This window comes from Saccharicrinis aurantiacus (assembly GCF_947489045.1).
GTDB classification, from domain to species: Bacteria; Bacteroidota; Bacteroidia; order Bacteroidales; family Marinilabiliaceae; genus Saccharicrinis; species Saccharicrinis aurantiacus.
In genome coordinates, this window is sequence record NZ_CANLCN010000013.1 from 80453 (window position 1) to 99767 (window position 19315).

A 19315-nucleotide genomic window follows, 5' to 3' on the forward strand; every position below is an offset into this window, starting at 1 on the left:
GCATCACTTAATTCGCGTTTCGCATCTAACTTACTTCATGTTGATTGCGATTTATCTCTAATTATGGCTTCTACCAACTTTGCAAGACAATTTTTTTCCACCTTCAATACTCAAAAAGCAAACACCCGTTTTATTATTTGCTTTCACATATGTTCTAATATTTACTTCATCAAAATCTGAAATTAGTGCAAAAGAAGGTAGGTTTTTCGGTCTTATATTTTCCATTGTAAAAGCCACAACAGAAACCAAAGGTTTTTCGCCAAAAAGGTCAATTTCGAGTTCTTTTGGAACAAACTTTTTCAATTCAGATAACTCCACTTGCCAATGAAGAAATATTACATTATTCCATTCTTGATAAAATTTCCATTTTTCAGTGGGCATTTTCCAAGGCCTGTGTTCAGTTGTATTTAATATTTCTCGGATTGTCATTTTCTCAAATTGGCTAAAGCTCTATCAAAGCATGTAGGCTGAATCTGAAAAGCCAAAATAACCAAAGCTCAGCAGAGCGAACTTTTGTATAGGTTATAAATTTATTCTTTTGACTAGCCGAAACAAAAGTTTCGGTGGTTTTATTAAACGAGCTAAACTCCCAAAACTACACTAAGGCCTATGAACTTTGTTTATTGGTGTGTGTGTGTGGCATAACTTATTCAATTTGAACTAGTAGTCGAAGCCACAGCCGATGCAACCACAGCACCAATTATTGCTACTTGCATTTCTTTAATAACTTTATCAACTCCTTGTGCAATTAAATCAGATTTCAATATTTCACCCAACTTTCTTTTGCAAACCTTAATCTCTTTTTTATCCCTGCAAATTATTTTATACATTTTACAAGCTTCTATTAATCCAAGAATTATCAAATTTTCAGCATTCATTACTGCTTCATTAAAAATAATATTACGAAGCTCACTAATTACATTATCCCTAACTGTTGGGTTGGTCAACTGAGTATTGTAATACTTGATTCCTAAAAACCGTTTATGATTAATCCTTATAATTCCTTTTTTTTCAAGTCCCAAAAATATATCCTTTTGATACTTTCTCGATTTTATTGAAAATATGTTTAACCATGATTTAATTTTCCGGGTTCTTCTAGATTTTGCAATTTGTTCTATAACTATTAGATGGCTTGTTGATAAATCAACATCGACAGATTTAACAATTATTCTCCCATTTTCTATGTCTAAATTTTTCGAATTCGATAAGTCTAGGAAAATTGCCCCCAAGAATCCGACATTCTTTATCTGCTCTGACACAATAAATCGGCATTTCTCTGGATGCTGAATCAGTATTAGAAATCTTTCTGCTGTATTTTCTATCATAGCTATCTTTGGTTATGCCACTAACGTTTTGTATAAGAGCAGTAGCGGATTTATTTTAACTGCCTTTTGGGAAGCATTATACTTATTAAAAAAAAAAACGGTTTGAGTATGCACCCAAACCGCTATTGCTTTTATACCTTGTTGGCATTAGTTATTCTTTTATGAATTTTGAAGAAAAGATACCATCGTTGTTATAGACCTTTATTATCAGAATCCCTGAACTAATATCTGCCACATTTATAATGCTCGAATTTTTAATGCTTTTAATTAGATTTCCAGTTGTTGAGTAAATTTCAATTTTATTAATGTTATTTAGCTCTACATTTAAAGTGTTTTTTACTGGATTTGGAAAAACCTTGAAATCGCTAATATCAAACTCGTTAATTGATAATGAGCTGTTTATCTCAGTGATCATGCTCCTTAAAGTTGTGTTTCCGGTTAATTCAGTAAAGTGAAAAGGGAATGATACCACATCGAGAGTCGGATCGATTTTAATAATGCTACCATAACCATTTTGACCACCTTCATCAAGAGTACCATAAAGTTTATCGTCAGAAGCTAAAAATAACTTAGCACCTCTGTAATAACCTTCCGTTGAATCTAAATCATGGATCGTTGAGTACATATTGTTCAATAAATCGTATTTAAAAACTGAACCTATGTCGTTTACACCTCCTGATGAAGTTATACCATATAAATAAACGCCTACTAATGCTAAATTAACAGGATTTCCTGTCATTGAGGTAAAATCTTCTAAAACTGAAAAAGTTGAGTTTCCAATTTCAAATTGAAAGACCGCTCCTGTGCCATTAGCTCCTCCCTGATTATTTATACCATAAATAACACCATTATCGATTTCAGCCTTAAATGTAGTATTTCCATCAATAGAGGTGTTGAATGTATGAGGATATGAGATTGCGTTCATGTCTAAGTTATATTCAAATATTTTTCCTGCTGTAAATCCGTATAATTTATTTCCCTCTAGCAATAAGTTCCCTTCAGATATTGAAGTTGGTAAAGCAACCCCTGCAATACCACTAGGATCTATGGCAGCAACTAATGAGATGGAGCTTCCTACTGGATCATAAGAAAACAGCACGCTAAAACTTTCAACGGAATTTGGATCGTAAGCAGCGCCTACTCCATAATACAATCCATTAAAAAGAACTAAGTTGGTTTCGAATTCTTCAATGATATTGTTGTCGATGTTATCATAAACACCTGTAATAGAATTCAAATCTGATGAGAAAATTGTTCCGTAACCAAAACCACCTCCTCTTGCATTGAGTCCTAAATAATCACCTGTTCCAGTTGGAAGAATTTGACCAATTGGAGTTCTACCATTTGAACTTCCCATATCTTTAATTTTACTATAGGTAGAAGTTAAGAGGTCATACTTATAAAAAACCCCACTACCATTGGCTCCACCTTCATCAGCAAAACCATATAGCACATTATTCACTAATACAGGTATTCCTTGTATACGGTATCCATCCGTATTAGTGTTTGGAAAACTGAATATAGGAGTTTCAATATTAGTTGCAGAGAATTCAAAAAGAGAACCATGGTTATCGGTTGCGTTTTCGAGGGTTACACCGGCTTGTTTTCCATTACCTAAATCAATTAATTCTTGTTGAGGGAAAACACCATTAGCTCCAAAAGAATGAACATTTACGAGTTGAGGAGCACTAGAATTTAACTCTAAAATCGCTCCTTTACTATTACTTCCACCGCCACTTGCAGTAACATAATGCTTACCAGTATTAGAACTAAAATTAAATCCCTGATAAAAATTTCCTAAGACGTCATTTGTACCGGTACTTTGATGTACCGTGTTTAATGTGTTTAAACCAAAATTATAATATCCTACTAATGATGAACTACAATAGTATAACAATCCAGATTTAAAAATAAGATCATTAATGGGTTGTGCGACTCCCCATCCATTTAACTCAGATAAAACCGAATAGTTATTATTTGAAGGGTCGAATTCGTATAAAACAAATCCATTGCCATCAGTAGATACTCTAGTTCCTCCATACAGCTTGTTAGTCTCCAGAATCAGCGATGAATTCGGAAAAGCACCATCTGTAGATTCAAGAAATTCATGAACCACGTGATAGCTGTCATCAGTTAAGTCTATGTAATAAATAACTCCGTTATCATTTACTCCTCCAACTCGGCAAACACCATACAATTTCCCATTGTATTCGGTTAAACCATTTGTAGGTTCACTGCCTTCTTCGTAATTGAGTACACTAAAACTTCTAACAACGGAAAATTCTTCTGTAGTTAAATCATACTTAATAATTTGACCTTGAGCTTCTGCATCATAGGCGTGTGTGCCACCTGCAGCAAATGTATAGTAAATACAACTGTTTGAACTTACGTATGTTCCTTTACTTTCTCGATTCGTACTTCCTATTCCGCGGTGATCTGATTTTTCAACTTCATGGTCAAAGAAAATAGCCTCATGATTTCCATTGGAATAATCATATTTGAAAACCGTACCTTGATCTTTACTACCACCATTAGAAAGTGGAAAAACAAGGGTTTGGGAATAACAAAGATTAATTCCCAAAAATGCTAGAAATAATAGTTTTGTTTTCATTATTTATTTTTTTTAAAGTTACTTTTTTTTTATGAATGCCAACTTGAATATATACTCACCCTATGCATATATCATCATAGAGTATATCTGTATACTCACCTTAAATGGTGATATATACGCCAGTGGAATTACACAATTTGACTATGAAAATAGCAAAACTTTAACTATGTACATCTACATATGTTAATTTAGAACTAAAATAAAAATGCCTTTATCACATATTAGGGTCTCCTAAAGCTGAAAAGGTAAGGTATGGGGCTGTAAAGTTGAGGTATGGTAGCAAAAAGCGACTCTTTGTCAGTAAAAGGCGAGGTATGATCATAAAAAGGCAAGGTATGGTGGTGCAAAGTTTAGGTATGGTGGTAAAAAGTGACTCTTTGTCAGACAGTGAGTGACCTTCCCTAAAATAGCTTGACAGATTTATACTTTATTTTTATAGAAATGGAGTGTTGTTTTGCTTACTCCTTGGTTACAAATCTATAAATTTCTTATTACTAAGTTTAATTAAATGTGATAAGGTTATTCCTGAGAGCTGTTCTTTGTTTCGGGCTTAAGCCCGAAACAAAGAACAGCTCGTTTTTTTATGACTACTATATTTTTCACTTTTTTTCTTCCTCCTGGTTTATTCTCACACTTTTCTCATCTATTCCTGTTTCTTGCTTCTGCTTGTAACTACGTTTTTTCCAATGCTTTTTTAATAGTCCCTTTTGTTCATGTGCATCTATAGGAAATAGCATATCTACACTACGATGTGGCCGTTTATTATTGTATTTATAAACGGCTGTTTTTACCGCCTCTAAGGCTGATTGATAATCCGAAAAAGTTTCTGCTAATTCATACTCATCTTTTAGAATGCCATTAATTCGTTCTGCTATGGCATTCTCATATGGATCACCATTCTCTGTCATTGATATATCAATCTTCGCGCCTTTCAAGTAGTTCACGTAATCATTACAGCAATACTGGATACCTCTGTCTGAATGATGAATAAGCCCTGCCCTTACACCTTCAGCCGATACAGCCATTTTAAGGGCATTTAAAGCGCCTTCACTAGAAAGACTAGGCCACAAGCACCAACCAACAATCTTCTTCGAGTAGGCGTCTGTTATAAGTGATAAATAAACAAAGCCTTTGGTGGTTCTGATGTAGGTAATATCACTTACCCATAAGCGCCCTGAACTATATAATTCCATGTCTCTTATTAAATTGGGATACCTACGATAAAAATGATTTGAGTTGGTGGTTCTTGGGTTGCGCCTTCGGCGCCTCACCAGTAAACCATGTTCGCTTAATAAGTTATAAAACTTATCACGTCCATACTTAATTCCGTGTTCTTCAAATACAGGCTTTAGTAAGAGATGTAGCTTTTCACCTCCCATGCGCTTATGTTCCTGACGCAAGACTTTAACCTGTTTAAGAATGAAAACTTCTTCCATTTGAAAACGAGAATGGCGTTTTTTACTGTCGTACCAAGCCTGACGGCTATACCCAAACAGACCACAAATGACCGATTTTGTAGATAAAGGATACATCTGTGCCAGTACGTCTACTGTTTGGGGCCAGACTTTTTTCTGATTTCAAGTTTGTAGTCCTGCTCAGCTATATCAATCATAGTATTTAAGCCCACATTTTTCATCTGAGCAAGCTCTAATTGCTTCTCTAGTTCTTTTATGCGCTTTTCTAAGGATTTGTTATCTGCTCTTTCTTTACTGCTCATAGCTTGCAAAGATAAATGAATTTCATCACTGTACTTTGGGTGCCAGTTTTGCTTATACAGGGTAGAAAAGTGAACAGGAAGGCTAAACCTTATTTTGGCTTCTTCTATTGTCATCTTTCCCGAATCGATCTCTGCTACAAGCCAACGCCTAAAGCTGATTTCATATTTTGTGTAATCAATTTTATCAACATGAAATCCTTCCATGTTGTCACTTAAATTTGGAGATCTATTTGCCATAATAGCTTATTTTTTGTGTCAAGCTATTTTAGTGTAGGACAGTGAGTTTTCTTAACTTAATGACATTGAACGCGCGAACGTGTGGGGTATTCAAAACATAAAAAAGCCCTAATCTGATATTAACAAATTAGGGCTTTCAATAATCAGGCCTATTATTATGATTACCTAACTATCTTTCAATTAATCTTTATTTAATATTTTTCTTTATCCATACTAAGGTGTTTTATAATAAACCATCCTCCTAAAATAACGGCAAGTCCAATTCCAACAGAAATAGATAAAACATAAGGCAATCCAAAACCTTCAGGTGCCACTAAAATATAGGTTGATACAACAGCCGTCATAAACATGGATGGTATTAATAAAAACCACGCCTTTTTCTTTACTGTATGCATATATACGGTTGCTGCCCATAAAACAATTGTTGCTAATACTTGATTTGCCCATCCGAAATAACGCCATATTACCGCAAAATCGATTTGGGTTAATGCTAAAGCCACAATAAATATAGGTATGGTTACCCATAGTCTTTTAAGTAAACTACCCTGATTTAAGTTTAAAGAATCTGCGATAGTAAGTCTTGCACTTCTAAAAGCCGTATCTCCCGAAGTTATAGGTGCAGCCACTACTCCTATTAATGCCAAAACTCCACCTATCTTGCCTAACATGGTATTACAAATGGTATTAACTGCCCATGCGGCATTATGACCAGGCTCGGCCATTGTTGCACCTAATTCACGCACACCACCAAAAAATGCCATGGCAACTGCAGCCCATATTAATGCAACAATACCTTCAGTTATCATTGCTCCAAAGAAGATTATTTTACCATCTCTTTCATTGGAAATACAACGAGCCATTAATGGCGATTGCGTGGAATGAAAACCAGATATAGCTCCACATGCAATTGTAATAAACAACATTGGAAAGATTGGGTACTTCTCAGGTGACGGATGAAAATTTTGAAAAGAACTTATATTCAAATTAGGAATGGTGTAATCCTGATAAAGAATGGTTACCAATAAACCTACAGCCATAATTAATAAGGACATCCCAAATAAAGGGTAAATTTTCCCTATTAGTTTATCAATAGGAATCATGGTTGCTAATAGGTAATAGGCAAAAATTGCTACCATTATTATGGTTAAATCTCCACCTGTTATGCCTTGCAATATTGTGGCAGGTCCTTTAACAAATACAACACCTACTATAATTAGTAAACCCACTGAAAATATTCGCATAAATTGTTTAACACTTAGGCCTAAATACTTACCAACAATTTCAGCAATACTCTCTCCCCCATGACGAATGGAAAGCATACCTGAGAAATAATCGTGCACAGATCCTGCAAAAATACATCCGAATACAATCCACAAAAAGGCCACCGGCCCCCATAAGGCACCTGCTATGGCACCAAAAATTGGTCCCAGACCAGCTATATTTAAAAACTGAATTAGAAATATTTTACTCAACTTAAGAGGTACAAAATCAACACCATCGTTTTTAGTAATGGCAGGAGTTGGTTTATTTGGATCGGCACCAAAACGTTTTTCAATGTAGGTTCCGTAAACAAAGTATGCAACTATGAGAGCTGCGATACAAATTAAAAATGTGATCATTTTTCAATAGATTTTAGATTAACTATAATTTTGTTAGAGTCTATAAATAGTCTTTATTCTTTTTGTAAAACTTATTAAGCTGCTTTGATTGTTCCTTATTAAGCTGTTGATTTATTAGAAAATAATAAGCTCTTCGGGCTACAAGAATTTCTTTATCTAAAAGTAAAAATACATTTTGAAGCACCTCACTGTTTATTTCATTTTTATCCTCAATTAAACTAATTAACAAATCTACTTCTTGATAATTGAGATAATCGGCTAATTGATAACTGATTTTTGTGTAATATCCATTAGGGATTGAATAGCTAGTCTTTCGAAGCGAACTAAGATAAGAAACGCGTTGCATTGAATTTGCCTTTGGCATTAATTCATCAATCATATTAAAATAGATATCAACAGGAGCACCTTCTGCGTATTTAACAAACTCATTTAAATTTACTTTTGATGCCTGAGATGAATAAGCCATCATATGACGTATAATTTTCTCGCCATAAGCCTTTCTAACAATGAGATGCTTTATGGCAAATGATTGATAGGCTTCACTATTATTCAATAAATGTAATAACTGATTTGAGCTAAGATTTTTGGCTGTAATTTCTTGGATTTTATCTTTTATACTACCATTAGCCCAATGCCAAAGGGTATAACAGGTTAAACTTGAACCTTCAATGGTTGAACTTTCATCTAAATCAACAATGGTTGCTCCAGAAATTGCATCAATTCCTTCTTCTATGTGCCTTGAGTAAGAAGCCGTAATTTCATCAATCTTCAAATCTTTAAAGGGCGAATTTTCATCATGAAGAATGCGATCTAATTTTTCGTAATCTGTTTTTACAAAAGCCTCACCTTCATATTTCTCAAGATATACATCTGGCGGTAATTCGTAACGAAGGTATTCGCCAATACTATTCCAGTAAATTGTAACCGGATCAATTTTACAAACCTCATCGTAACAGTAAACTGATTTCACCACTGCATAATACACAGAGGGCATGTTATTACTGTCTTTGATTACCCTCAAATCAATTGGTGTGCCTTTTTCAATGCTCCCTGGGTGACTTATGGTAACTCGATAAGAATCAGAACCGGGTGTATCCTGAGAAGGTGAGAATTGCCATGCTGAGGACAATATTATTACAATTAGACACTTTACAAAAACACAAACTCTCATACTCAGTTATAACCAATACTACATTAAAATGAGCCTTATTCTTTCGTCCTTTTTAACTTATCCATCGTTAAAAAATATCGCCGTAGCTAAGGCTATGCCTCAATTTTTCGCCCTGCCTACCGGACAGGCAGGCTTGCCCAAGCTAAAAATACGCAAAACAATTTAAGGCTCACTTTAAAATAGAATTGGTATTAATAAAAAAGGTGTGTGCTTGCACACACCTATAATCTTTAATCAGTTAATTAAGAATAACAACGAACTTCGTAAAGTTTTGCATTTTCGTATCCCCAAGTTTCTTCAAACTTTATACGAATAGCTGTAGTTTTAACTTGATCAAAATTGGTCTTCATCAAGCGTGTGATATTATCCTCTATTTTCGCCACTTTAATCCACTTCCCTTTTACTCTAGCCTCAATACTTGCAGTCTTTATAAGTTCTGGTGGCACGGCTTTTATTTGTCCTTGTCTTGTATACTTATCAGGATTTTTGTGCATCATCATTTTACGCGACACAACAGTTTCTCCTTTTAATTCAACCTGAGATATCTTAACAGGTTTTTTCCATTCTAAAGTTAATTCGGCGTTTAATCCTTCAGCCTCCCAATGGTGTATTGCATCTTTCCTATCGCGCGACATACCATCAACCAATAATTTAGTATCGCCTGAAAGTGTTGATGAACCAATAATTGCATCGGCTATTCGAGCCAAATCATTAACATCCTTTGCTGGTCGTTTAGGAATAAATGCATCATCTCTTAATAATTGCTCTTGCAATTGGTTGATATGTTTATTGCGAATATCGCGAGGATTTAAACCCTTAGCTACACACATTGCAGCGGCTGTTCCTGTGGCCTGCCCCATTGTGGAACAGGTTCCGATAATACGCGTAGAAGATAATGCCATGTGAGTTACACTAACATTTCTTCCCGAAAGGGAAAGATTATCAATATTACGTGAATACAAGGCTGAGTATGGAATTTGGTACAACTCTTTGATCCCTTTATGAAAATAACTCGCCGGTTGAGATAAATCTTCAATCCCGCCAGGATTGTGTTCATCAAAAGACCATCCGCCAAAAGCTACGGCATCATCAAATATTTTACCCGATGATAAATCAACCTGATTTAAAAGCGTATCGCCTATAAAACGACGTGATTCGCGACGGCCAGGAATTGAACCTACCCAATCCAATGCTATATTTTCGGCCTCAGGGTGGTTTCCTGAATTTTTAATGTAATCCCAAACACCATAAAAATAGGCCATTAACTTATGTCTGATATTTTCGCGGTCGGCAATAATATCAAACTCATTACCTACTTCAACCCACCAATAACCTTCTTTAACTTGCTTAATTCTGCGGTGTTTATCTTTAAATGCAGCTTCATAATCAAATGGAATTGCATAATCAGGGGCTTTAAAAGGTACAGGAACTCCCATATCTTTTGTAACCATCATAATACAATCGCCCATTGTCCAACCATCGGCTTTTTCAGGTGCATGATCTTCGCCAAATTCAGACTTTGACTCGCGCCCAGTTCTATACTCTGCACCTGCCATGGCAGCTAACAAGCCATCGCCTGAACAATCGATAAATTGCTTGGCATTTATGGTAAATTCTGTTTCGTTAGTACTTCCCCAGCAAATGGCACTTTTAATAACATTCCCATCCATTATAGCGTCAACAGCTTGGGTGTTTAGCATTAAGGTTAAATTTTGCTGACGTGTTACAAATCCGTAAAGCACATGATCCCAAATAGGATAAGAATCCTGAGGGTTATAAACCCAGTTTTCAATTAATATTTCTTCAACAATACCCGACTCGCGTTCCTTATGGCTTCCTTGATTTACAGTAACGCGCATTTCACTAGATGCATTTCCTCCTAAAACAGGTCTATCTTGCACTAAAATGGTTTTAGCACCATTACGAGCGGCCGAAACAGCTGCTGAAATACCTGCCATTCCGCCACCAATTACAGCAACATCGTATTCAAGGGTTTGCTTACGATCAGGCTTTGCCATTTTGCCGGTAGCAACTTGGTACCATTTATCGTTTTTTCGGTCACCTAAAAGCTCAGGAGCAGGGGCTGCCTTTCCAATAACAGGAACCATAGTTGCTGCTACAGCACCCGCGCTTGCCTTCTTAAAAAAATCTCTTCTTTTCATGTGTTTAATATTTGCTTTCGTGTGGGCTTTTGATGCATTTCTTCAAATCCAATAGCATACCTCTAAAACTCTAAAGTGGTATCTTTTTAAACCGAAGATTTACTTCATAAAAACATTTTTTTTATTCATTAACCATCCTGCAAAAAACTATTGCTTAAAATGGTTTAACAAAAAAGGCAAATGATGCGCACAAAGACTTACTCGTACATAAAGACTAGTTACTCCCGAGTAAAACAGGAACACAAATCACTAAAAAACATACATCTATGAAAATAAATATTGTTAAAATACGATTTGTAAAATAATAAGAACTTATTCTTCTGACAGCTTATTTTTCATATACTGACTTGGAGAAACCCCGTATGTATCCTTAAACATTTTATTAAAATGAGCGCGACTTTTAAAACCAGTTTGTTCAAAAGTTTCTTGAACAGATAAACGCTCATTTATCATTAAAAATGCAGCTTTCTTAATTCGGTAAGATTTTAATAATTCGTATGGTGTTTGATTGGTGAGTGCTTTTACTTTTTGATAGAAAAAGGTTCGGTTTAAAAATAATGCACTTGCTAAGCTATCGAGTTCAAGCTCTGTATTAGATAAATTCTCATCTAATAATTCGTAAAGTTTTGTGAGGAAAGAATTATTCTCTGATTGTTTATCTCCTCTATCTAGTTTTAAAGGAACTTCCATTTGAAAACGCTCCCTTAATTGTACTCTGCTCTTTAATAATGCATCGATACTTGTAACCAAATACTGCATATTAAATGGCTTTTTAATATACAAATCTGCTCCTTTTTCTAATCCTTTAATTTGATCGTTAAGAGAAGATGAAGCAGTTAGTAAAATAAAAGGGATATGATTGGTTTTTATTTCTGCTTTTACATTTTTACAAAGCTCAAACCCATTTAAATTTGGCATCATTAAATCACTAATAATAATATCTGGCCATTGATGATTCATTGCCTCCAACAAGCGTTGTCCATCTTCAAAGGCTTTTATATTATAAAACTGACCTAAAGTATCTACCACAAAACGACGTAACTCAGTATTATCTTCCGCGAAAAAAATGAGCGCGTCTGCGAAATCAGAATTCACCTGTATATTTTCATCCTCAGTATCCCCAGAAAGGAAACTATAGGTAACAGAACTTTTTTCAGTGGATAACACCTCATTTTCCATCTTCTTAATAAGGTCAATATCCTCATTTTCAACAATTGGTAATCGCACTGTAATACATGTTCCTTCCGACAAAACACTTGAAGCACTAATGCTTCCATAATGCATCTCAACCAACATTTTTGCGAATGCCAAACCAATGCCAGAACCACCTGCATAAGACTTACCTGCTTTACCCGCCTGGTAAAAACGCTCGAAAATAAAAGGCAATGCATCGGGAGCTATCCCACAACCAGTATCCGTAACTTTAAATAACAAATCGGAATTACTCAACTCATACTCAAATACAATAGTATCGCCAGAATCGGTGAATTTAAGCGCATTGTTTAATAAATTATTAATTACTTTCTCTAACTTATTTTCATCGGCCCATACATATACATTACTTGGCCCCTTTAAAACAAGCTTTTTATTATCGGTGGTAGCAACAAACTCAAATTGACTGACTAACTGTTTTATAAATTCATCGAATTTGAAATGCGACTTTTGTAACTCTAACTGATTGGCATTTGAACGTTGAAAATCGTGAACCTGATCAACCAACTGTGCAATTTTTATGGATTGACGCTGAATCATATCAAGCTTATCCTTTATATTTGGTTGTGCCTTAAACCGATCGAGCAAAACACCTACTGGGCCAGATATTAAAGTAAGAGGCGTTTTAATCTCGTGCGAAATATTAGAGAAAAATCGTAGTTTGGCATTGTTTAAATCTTCTACATTTTTCTTCTCTAGTTGCTCTAATTCAACCTTGTGGTTTAACTGAATTAACCTAAATCGGGTTTTAACCGCAATATAAATTCCTAGAACTATTATGAACACCACTAATAACCTTACCCACATTAACTCCCACCATGGAGCCTTAATACTTATATGCAAAGTTTTTGCCACTGACCATTCTTTGTTAATGTTTGAAACTCTCACCTCTAAAGTATAATCGCCATGAGGTAAACCGTTGAAATTAATATATCTCTGACTGGTTCGTTCTTCAATCCATTTTTTATTCAGTGGTAAGAGCCTATATTGTAAATAATGTGAATTAGGAGCTGATAGATGTAAAGGAATTGCCTCTATCGAGAATACATTTTCGTTATAATTCAATTCAATTTTATCAAGCTCATTCAACCTTTTATCCAATAGAACTCTATTTGCGACAGTATCTCCAGGATGAATAATTCTATTATTGAGTTTTAAAGCACCGAATTCGAGGTTTGGAATATCTTTTTTAGCGTTAATATCATCGGAATTAAAATAGAAAAAGCCCTTATAACCCGAGAAGAACATTGTACCATCCTGAAGTTTAGCAGCACCCAATCGAAATGAATTAAAGGGTAAGCCATCATCGGTATTTAATTTGGTAATAGCCGCATTATCGGTATTTAATATGTTTAAACCATTATTTGTGGCAACCCAAAGTGTATTGTGTTTCGTAAGAATACTTCTTACAATATTATTGCTCAAACCATCGCGCTCAGTAAAGGCCTTAAAACTAGTTTCATTATTGTTTGTTTTAAGTTCGCACAAACCACCACCCTCAGTGCCAATCCACAGCTGCTTATTAGGTAATCGTACTATGGATGTAACAAAATTACTAGGTATGCTTAAGCTATCGTTTGGAATATTTACGAACTGCTCAAATTCAAAATCGTCCTTATCAATATTCGTAATTCGAACCAAACCTTCATAATATGTAGTTAGCCATAAATCAGGATATAGTGGATCTACATATATGTTGTTGATATGATTAAATGACTTCCCCTTGAAAACTCCTGCCTCTTTTAATGATAACACATCAACACTTTCGCCAACCACAATTCTAAAAACATCGCTCTCCGTAGCTAACCAAATTTGACCTTTATTATCTTCGCAAATGGCTTTAATATTATTTAAAGATGGAAATTGAGTGGTTAAATTAAACAAAACCTCTCCCGTTGCATCAACTAAATATAAATATTGCGTACCTACACAAACCCATTTTCTTTTATTCGAATCGATAAAAACTTTACTAATTTGTTTCTTCAACCATTTGTATAAGTTAATATCTGATGACTCAAATTCGTTATTTTGCTTATTGTATTTTATGAGTTTACTATTGCTTGCCAGATAAACTGAACTAGAGTCTGATTGAGTAATGTGCTGAATTCTATCAACTCTAAAATTTTCATTTGACGTATTGATATATTTATAGATATTGGGCTGATACGAATATTGAAACACTCCCATATCAAAACTACCTACCCATATACTATTATTACTAAGTTTTATAATACTGCTTACCCTGCTAATTCCTTTTGAAAGTTGTTTCTTTAATAAGGTTTGATCATTCAATATTGAAGATACATCATCAACAAATAATAAACCCGAGCGCAAAGTACCTAGCCAAAAACTATTATTTGCACCTTTCAGGATTGAAGTAAAACAATAGTCTTTCTCAAATTGATTATGAACCAGCCATTCACCCGACTTAGTTTCATTTTGGAGATGTATAATTCCGTTAGAAGATGCTAACAATAAGTTGCTATCATTAAGAAATACTAAATCTTGAATTTTTCCGACTGGTAATGTTTCAATAAGTCTGCATGTTTCTGAAGCCTTATCAAATTCTATTAAGCCCTTTGATCCTCCGTAGTAAATATTGGACAGACTATTCTTTCCGCAAATAATGTAACCCAAATCATCTGAAAAGGATATTCTGTGAGAAAAACTATAATCAGATTCGTATACTAAAATCCCACTCTTTTCTGTAGCACAAAATATCTTGTCGGTTAATTTATCGAACACAATGCTTCTAACTATAAGACTTTTTGATGCATAAGCCTCAGGCATTTTTAGGGTAAAGAAGAAGTCTTTTTCGTAATTGTATACAGAAACACCATACTCGGTACCAATCCAAATATTTCCTTTTGCATCCTCGCAAAAAGATCGAATGCGCCTGCCCGCTAAAATTTTCTTGTGAGGTGTATTTTTATAAACTTCAAATTCGTAACCGTTATATCTATTCAGTCCGTTATAGGTACCAACCCAAACGTATGATCTACTATCCTGAAAAACAAGGGTTACTCCATTATCCGATAGGCCATCTGCTATGCTATATTGTTTATTAAAATTAAGTGTACTAGATGCACTGATAGATTCTATTGCTACACAAAGAAATATAAGTATACACTTAATGAAAAGATGAGATTTTTTGAACATATAATCGCGAATGGTATTGATCAGTAAAAATATTGAAATTATCTAAATATTTACTCATTCAGCATCTAACATCAAGAAATTTGGGCCATCTCAAATCAAAGATTAAAACATAGTTCGATGTGTACGATCCTTCTTCCTGCAATACTTGTCCTTTAGTACAAGAATTTCTTTTTCTTCTTTTTATTTTGCTTAACCGAATATATCTGCGTCCCTTTAGTTTTACCCTTGAGCTTAATATTTCCTACTTCCTTAAAATCAAAACCATCTTTCGGATCTAAGCCTTCGTATAATAGTCCTGATAATAATATACTCTGCTTATATTCATTGCACATAGATTCAATACGAGCCGCAGTATTTATAGCATCTCCATTATACGAAATGTCTCTTTTTACATTACCCACCTGAAGCACCATAGTATCACCATAATGTAAGCCGGCTTTAAACTTAGGTTCAACATCGTATCTTTTACTATAATATCTTTTACGCCTTTCAATAACTCTTAAAAAAGCAAAATAGGCTCTTATACAATTATTGTTTCTTGTTCCACTCTTTTTGCTCCAAGTTATAATGGCTCCATCACCCAAGTACTGATATATTTCGCCCTCATAATTATCAACAATTGCGAGGTCGTTAAAAACATCTTGCACCAAATGACTAAAACGCTTATGCCCGAGTTTCTCCGCCAGTGTAGTTGACGATTTCATATCAACAAACATAAATATTCTCTTTTCTTCGCGCGGTTTATTTAATTGCCCTGTAACCCAATACCGAAAGTTGGCAACTCCTATTTTTTTATACATCTCTTTAAAGAGATAATTGATAATAAAGGCAATGGCAAAAAATACCAGAAGTTTGATATGGTACAGGGTAAGTTCAGGTGTTAAAGCTGCAAAGTCTTCAAGTGATCTGATTTCGGCAACCAGTTTATAATTTGTGGTGGAAAAAAAGATTACTGCATAAGCTATAAAAACATAAAAAACTCCCCTCGGTAATACAATCATAAAATTTGGGAGTTTTCGCATTACCCTATCTGAAAATAGAGATTCAGAAATGGCAATTAGAGTTGCAATAATATAAGCTACACTAGATATTTGCAAGTATACAGGCAACTCTGATTCTTCAACAACACCGCTAAAAAAGTTAGAGAATAATGAAGCATCTCCTGTAAGGAATACGAAAAGGAATAAAGCCAAATTCCAAAAAGCCAAATGATACCAAAACAAACGCCATACTTGCCTTCTCCAAATTTTTATCTTTTCCCGTAGAAACATAGAATATTAATGAACATGTGTGCACAAGTCTACCTAAAAAAGTTTTTTTTGTTGCAGAAAACTTGTTAAAAAGCAACATACAAATGATCGCTACTCCATAAGTAATTCATTTATAACACATCTTTCAAAGCTAGAGATATCATTCCCCCTACTTCAATATTCATTTGCCCCCCTAAGTATAAAACAATTCAAAGCATGTCTAGTTTTTATCTATTCACACAAGAAAACCATACTCAGCTTTATGTGGTAGTATTGCACAAGACAAAACTTAAAAGAAATAATACATGAAGCTTTCAAATTTATTAGTACTAATCTTAGCGATTGCTTTTGCATCCTGCCAACAGCAAGAAAAAGTAGAGCGCGAAACAGATTTCAATTTCGATTGGAAATTTAGTCTTCAAAAAGACACTACCATTCCAACAAAAATTCCGATGGCTGATGCCAATTGGAGAGATATTCGTTTACCACACGATTGGAGTGTTGAAGCATCTTTCGATTCTACTTTAGAAGGATGTACTGGTTACCTACCAGGAGGCGTTGGTGTATACCAAAAACATTTTACTACACCTGTTGATAAAAACGAAAAAAGCACTTTTGTGTTATTCGATGGTGTTTATAATAACGCTACATTTTGGTTAAACGGAACCAAACTAGGTGAAAACCCTTATGGATACTCTCCTGTTTATTTCGACTTAACGGATTTGTTAAGCTCTGACGGAAGCGATAATATTATAACCGTTCATGTTGATCACTCAAGATATGCAGATAGCCGCTGGTATACAGGTAGTGGAATTTACCGTAACGTAAAGTTAATTACCGTTGATAAAACACGCATTCCAATTTGGGGTACTTACTTAACAACTCCTGAGGTAAGCAAAGAAGAAGCTACCGTTAAATTAGAAGTAAGTGTAGAAAACGACTTGAACAACAAAAGTGAATTTACTATAACTACCCAACTTATTAACAAAGCGGGTACAGTTGTGGCAAGCGCTAGTCAAGATGCTCAACTGGGGAAAAAGAATAAAAAGGCCTTTACTCAAAACTTTAAAGTAAGTAATCCTGCGCTATGGACTCCTGATACACCTAATATGTATAAGGCCGTAACACAAATTTCAAAAGGCGGCAAAGTAGTTGATGAGTACACAACGCCTTTCGGTATTCGTAGTCTTCGTTTTGAGGCACAAAAAGGCTTCTTCTTAAATGGTGTTGAAACGGATGTTAAAGGTATTTGTATTCACCACGATGGTGGATTAGTAGGAGCCGCAGTTCCAAGAGGCGTTTGGGAACGTCGTTTTAAGGAGTTGAAAGCTTGTGGTGTTAATGCCATCAGAACTTCGCACAATCCTTTCTCAGAAGAGTTTTTAGACTTATGTGATGAAATGGGCTTCTTGGTTCAAGATGAGATTTTCGATGAGTTTGATTATGCTAAAGATAAGCGTCAGAACTATCACGATAGACACGATGATTATATTACCAGAGGTCATGACAGACATTTTCAAAAATGGGCAAAAAGCGATTTAACGCGCACTATTCTTCGTGATCGTAACCACCCTTCGGTTTTCCAATGGAGCATTGGTAACGAAATTGAGTGGACCTATTTACATTATCGTTATGTAACCGGTTTCTGGAAAGATCCTAAGCAACCACAAAACTCAGGTAAATATTGGGGAAGTGCTCCAATGTATGGTCCTGAGGAATTGAAAAAACGTTACGATAAAATTGAAAAAACAGAATACAAACTACACGAAACTGCACAGAAACTAAATGGTTGGGTAAAAGAACTTGATCCTAGTAGAACCACAACTACCAACCTTGTTATTCCTCACGTAAGTATGGTAACTGGTTATGGACATGCCGTTGACGTTCCTGGTTTTAGTTACAGAAACCTTGATATTCCATGGTCGCAGAAGCACTTCCCTAACAAACAAGTAACCATTAATGAGTGCCCAGGAACATGGGACGATTGGAGAATGGTACTTGAGAATCCAGGGGTATTTAGTATTTATATGTGGACCGGTATTGGCTACATTGGAGAGCGCCATGGTGATTGGCCATCAAAAAGTGGATGGTCTGATTTATTAGACATCGCAGGATTTAAAGTTCAAGGATGGAATTACTTTAAAAGCATTTGGGTTAACAAACCACATATTTCACTTGGTACATTACCTTTGAGTGAATCAGGTTTTAAGAGAACTAGTATTTCAGGACAGCAGTTACCAGAAAACAGTGGTGCATACCGTTGGAGAGATTCAAATATGCACTGGAATTACGAAGAAGGCGAAATGGTGACTGTTGAAATTTGCTCAAACCACACTATTGCAGAACTATTGGTAAATGGTCGCTCAATGGGTCGTAAAAGTATGTCAGAATGTCCCGACCGTATTTTCCGTTGGACCATCCCATTCGAAGCAGGTACTATTACTGCTAAAGCAGGATTTGAAGGACAAGAAGTCATTGCCGAATTACACACAACAACAAAACCAGTTGGTATAACGGTTACTCCAGATAAATCAACATTAAAAGCTGACGCATATGATGTATCGCACCTAGTTATTCAACTAGTTGATGAAAAAGGAAGAGAAGTAAAAACCGAGAATACAAAAGTTGAGTTTGAGATTGTGGGCGACGCTCGTTTATTAGGAGTAGATACCGGTGCTGACCATAACAACCAAGATTTCCAATCGAACACTATTGTAACTGATAAAGGACGTTGTTTAGCAATTATTCAAGCTAATAAAACTAAAGGAGCTCTAAAAGTAAACGTTAAAGCTGAAGGTTTTGAGACACAAACCATCACTTTAGATTTGAAATAAAATTCAGATTTAAATTAA

At 35.1% G+C, this 19315-nt stretch carries 11 protein-coding genes; 1 reads left to right on the plus strand and 10 read right to left on the minus strand.

Annotated features, from left to right (window positions below; translation table 11 throughout):
• Window positions 1–57: 57 nt before the first annotated feature.
• From QMO11_RS14970 to QMO11_RS15015, 10 genes are all read right to left on the minus strand, one after another.
• Window positions 58–429 carry a DUF2071 domain-containing protein gene (locus tag QMO11_RS14970; protein ID WP_282038028.1) on the minus strand — a complete coding sequence of 124 codons (372 nt, stop codon included), beginning with the start codon at window positions 427–429 and terminating at the stop codon, window positions 58–60.
• Between the two features lie 221 nt (window positions 430–650).
• Window positions 651–1325 carry a GOLPH3/VPS74 family protein gene (locus tag QMO11_RS14975; protein WP_282038029.1) on the minus strand — a complete coding sequence of 225 codons (675 nt, stop codon included), beginning with the start codon at window positions 1323–1325 and terminating at the stop codon, window positions 651–653.
• Between the two features lie 151 nt (window positions 1326–1476).
• Window positions 1477–3936: a choice-of-anchor tandem repeat GloVer-containing protein gene (locus tag QMO11_RS14980; RefSeq protein WP_282038030.1), complete on the minus strand. Its 2460-nt coding sequence runs from the start codon at window positions 3934–3936 to the stop codon at window positions 1477–1479.
• Between the two features lie 599 nt (window positions 3937–4535).
• Window positions 4536–5468 (minus strand): IS3 family transposase, encoded by a 933-nt coding sequence (locus tag QMO11_RS14985; protein ID WP_282038031.1) that lies wholly within the window; start codon window positions 5466–5468, stop codon window positions 4536–4538.
• A 14-nt stretch (window positions 5469–5482) separates the two neighbouring features.
• Entirely contained in the window at window positions 5483–5890 is a 408-nt protein-coding gene (locus tag QMO11_RS14990; RefSeq protein WP_282038032.1) for a hypothetical protein, read from the minus strand.
• Window positions 5891–6081: 191 nt separating this feature from the next.
• A complete protein-coding gene (locus tag QMO11_RS14995) occupies window positions 6082–7509 on the minus strand; it encodes a carbon starvation CstA family protein (protein ID WP_282038033.1) in 1428 nt (475 codons plus the stop codon).
• 40 nt (window positions 7510–7549) lie between these two features.
• Complete coding sequence (locus tag QMO11_RS15000; protein ID WP_282038034.1) at window positions 7550–8638, minus strand: hypothetical protein; 1089 nt, start codon at window positions 8636–8638, stop codon at window positions 7550–7552.
• A gap of 284 nt (window positions 8639–8922) precedes the next feature.
• Window positions 8923–10842 carry an FAD-dependent oxidoreductase gene (locus QMO11_RS15005; RefSeq protein ID WP_282038035.1) on the minus strand — a complete coding sequence of 640 codons (1920 nt, stop codon included), beginning with the start codon at window positions 10840–10842 and terminating at the stop codon, window positions 8923–8925.
• A 312-nt stretch (window positions 10843–11154) separates the two neighbouring features.
• Window positions 11155–15213, minus strand: coding sequence for a hybrid sensor histidine kinase/response regulator transcription factor (locus QMO11_RS15010; RefSeq protein ID WP_282038036.1), 4059 nt, complete (start codon window positions 15211–15213; stop codon window positions 11155–11157).
• Window positions 15214–15365: 152 nt separating this feature from the next.
• Window positions 15366–16484, minus strand: coding sequence for an adenylate/guanylate cyclase domain-containing protein (locus tag QMO11_RS15015; protein ID WP_075601768.1), 1119 nt, complete (start codon window positions 16482–16484; stop codon window positions 15366–15368).
• Window positions 16485–16768: 284 nt separating this feature from the next.
• Here QMO11_RS15015 and QMO11_RS15020 point away from each other — a divergent pair, with 284 nt between their 5' ends.
• On the plus strand, window positions 16769–19297 hold the full coding sequence (locus tag QMO11_RS15020; RefSeq protein ID WP_282038037.1) for a glycoside hydrolase family 2 TIM barrel-domain containing protein: 2529 nt from the start codon (window positions 16769–16771) through the stop codon (window positions 19295–19297).
• Window positions 19298–19315 lie beyond the last annotated feature (18 nt).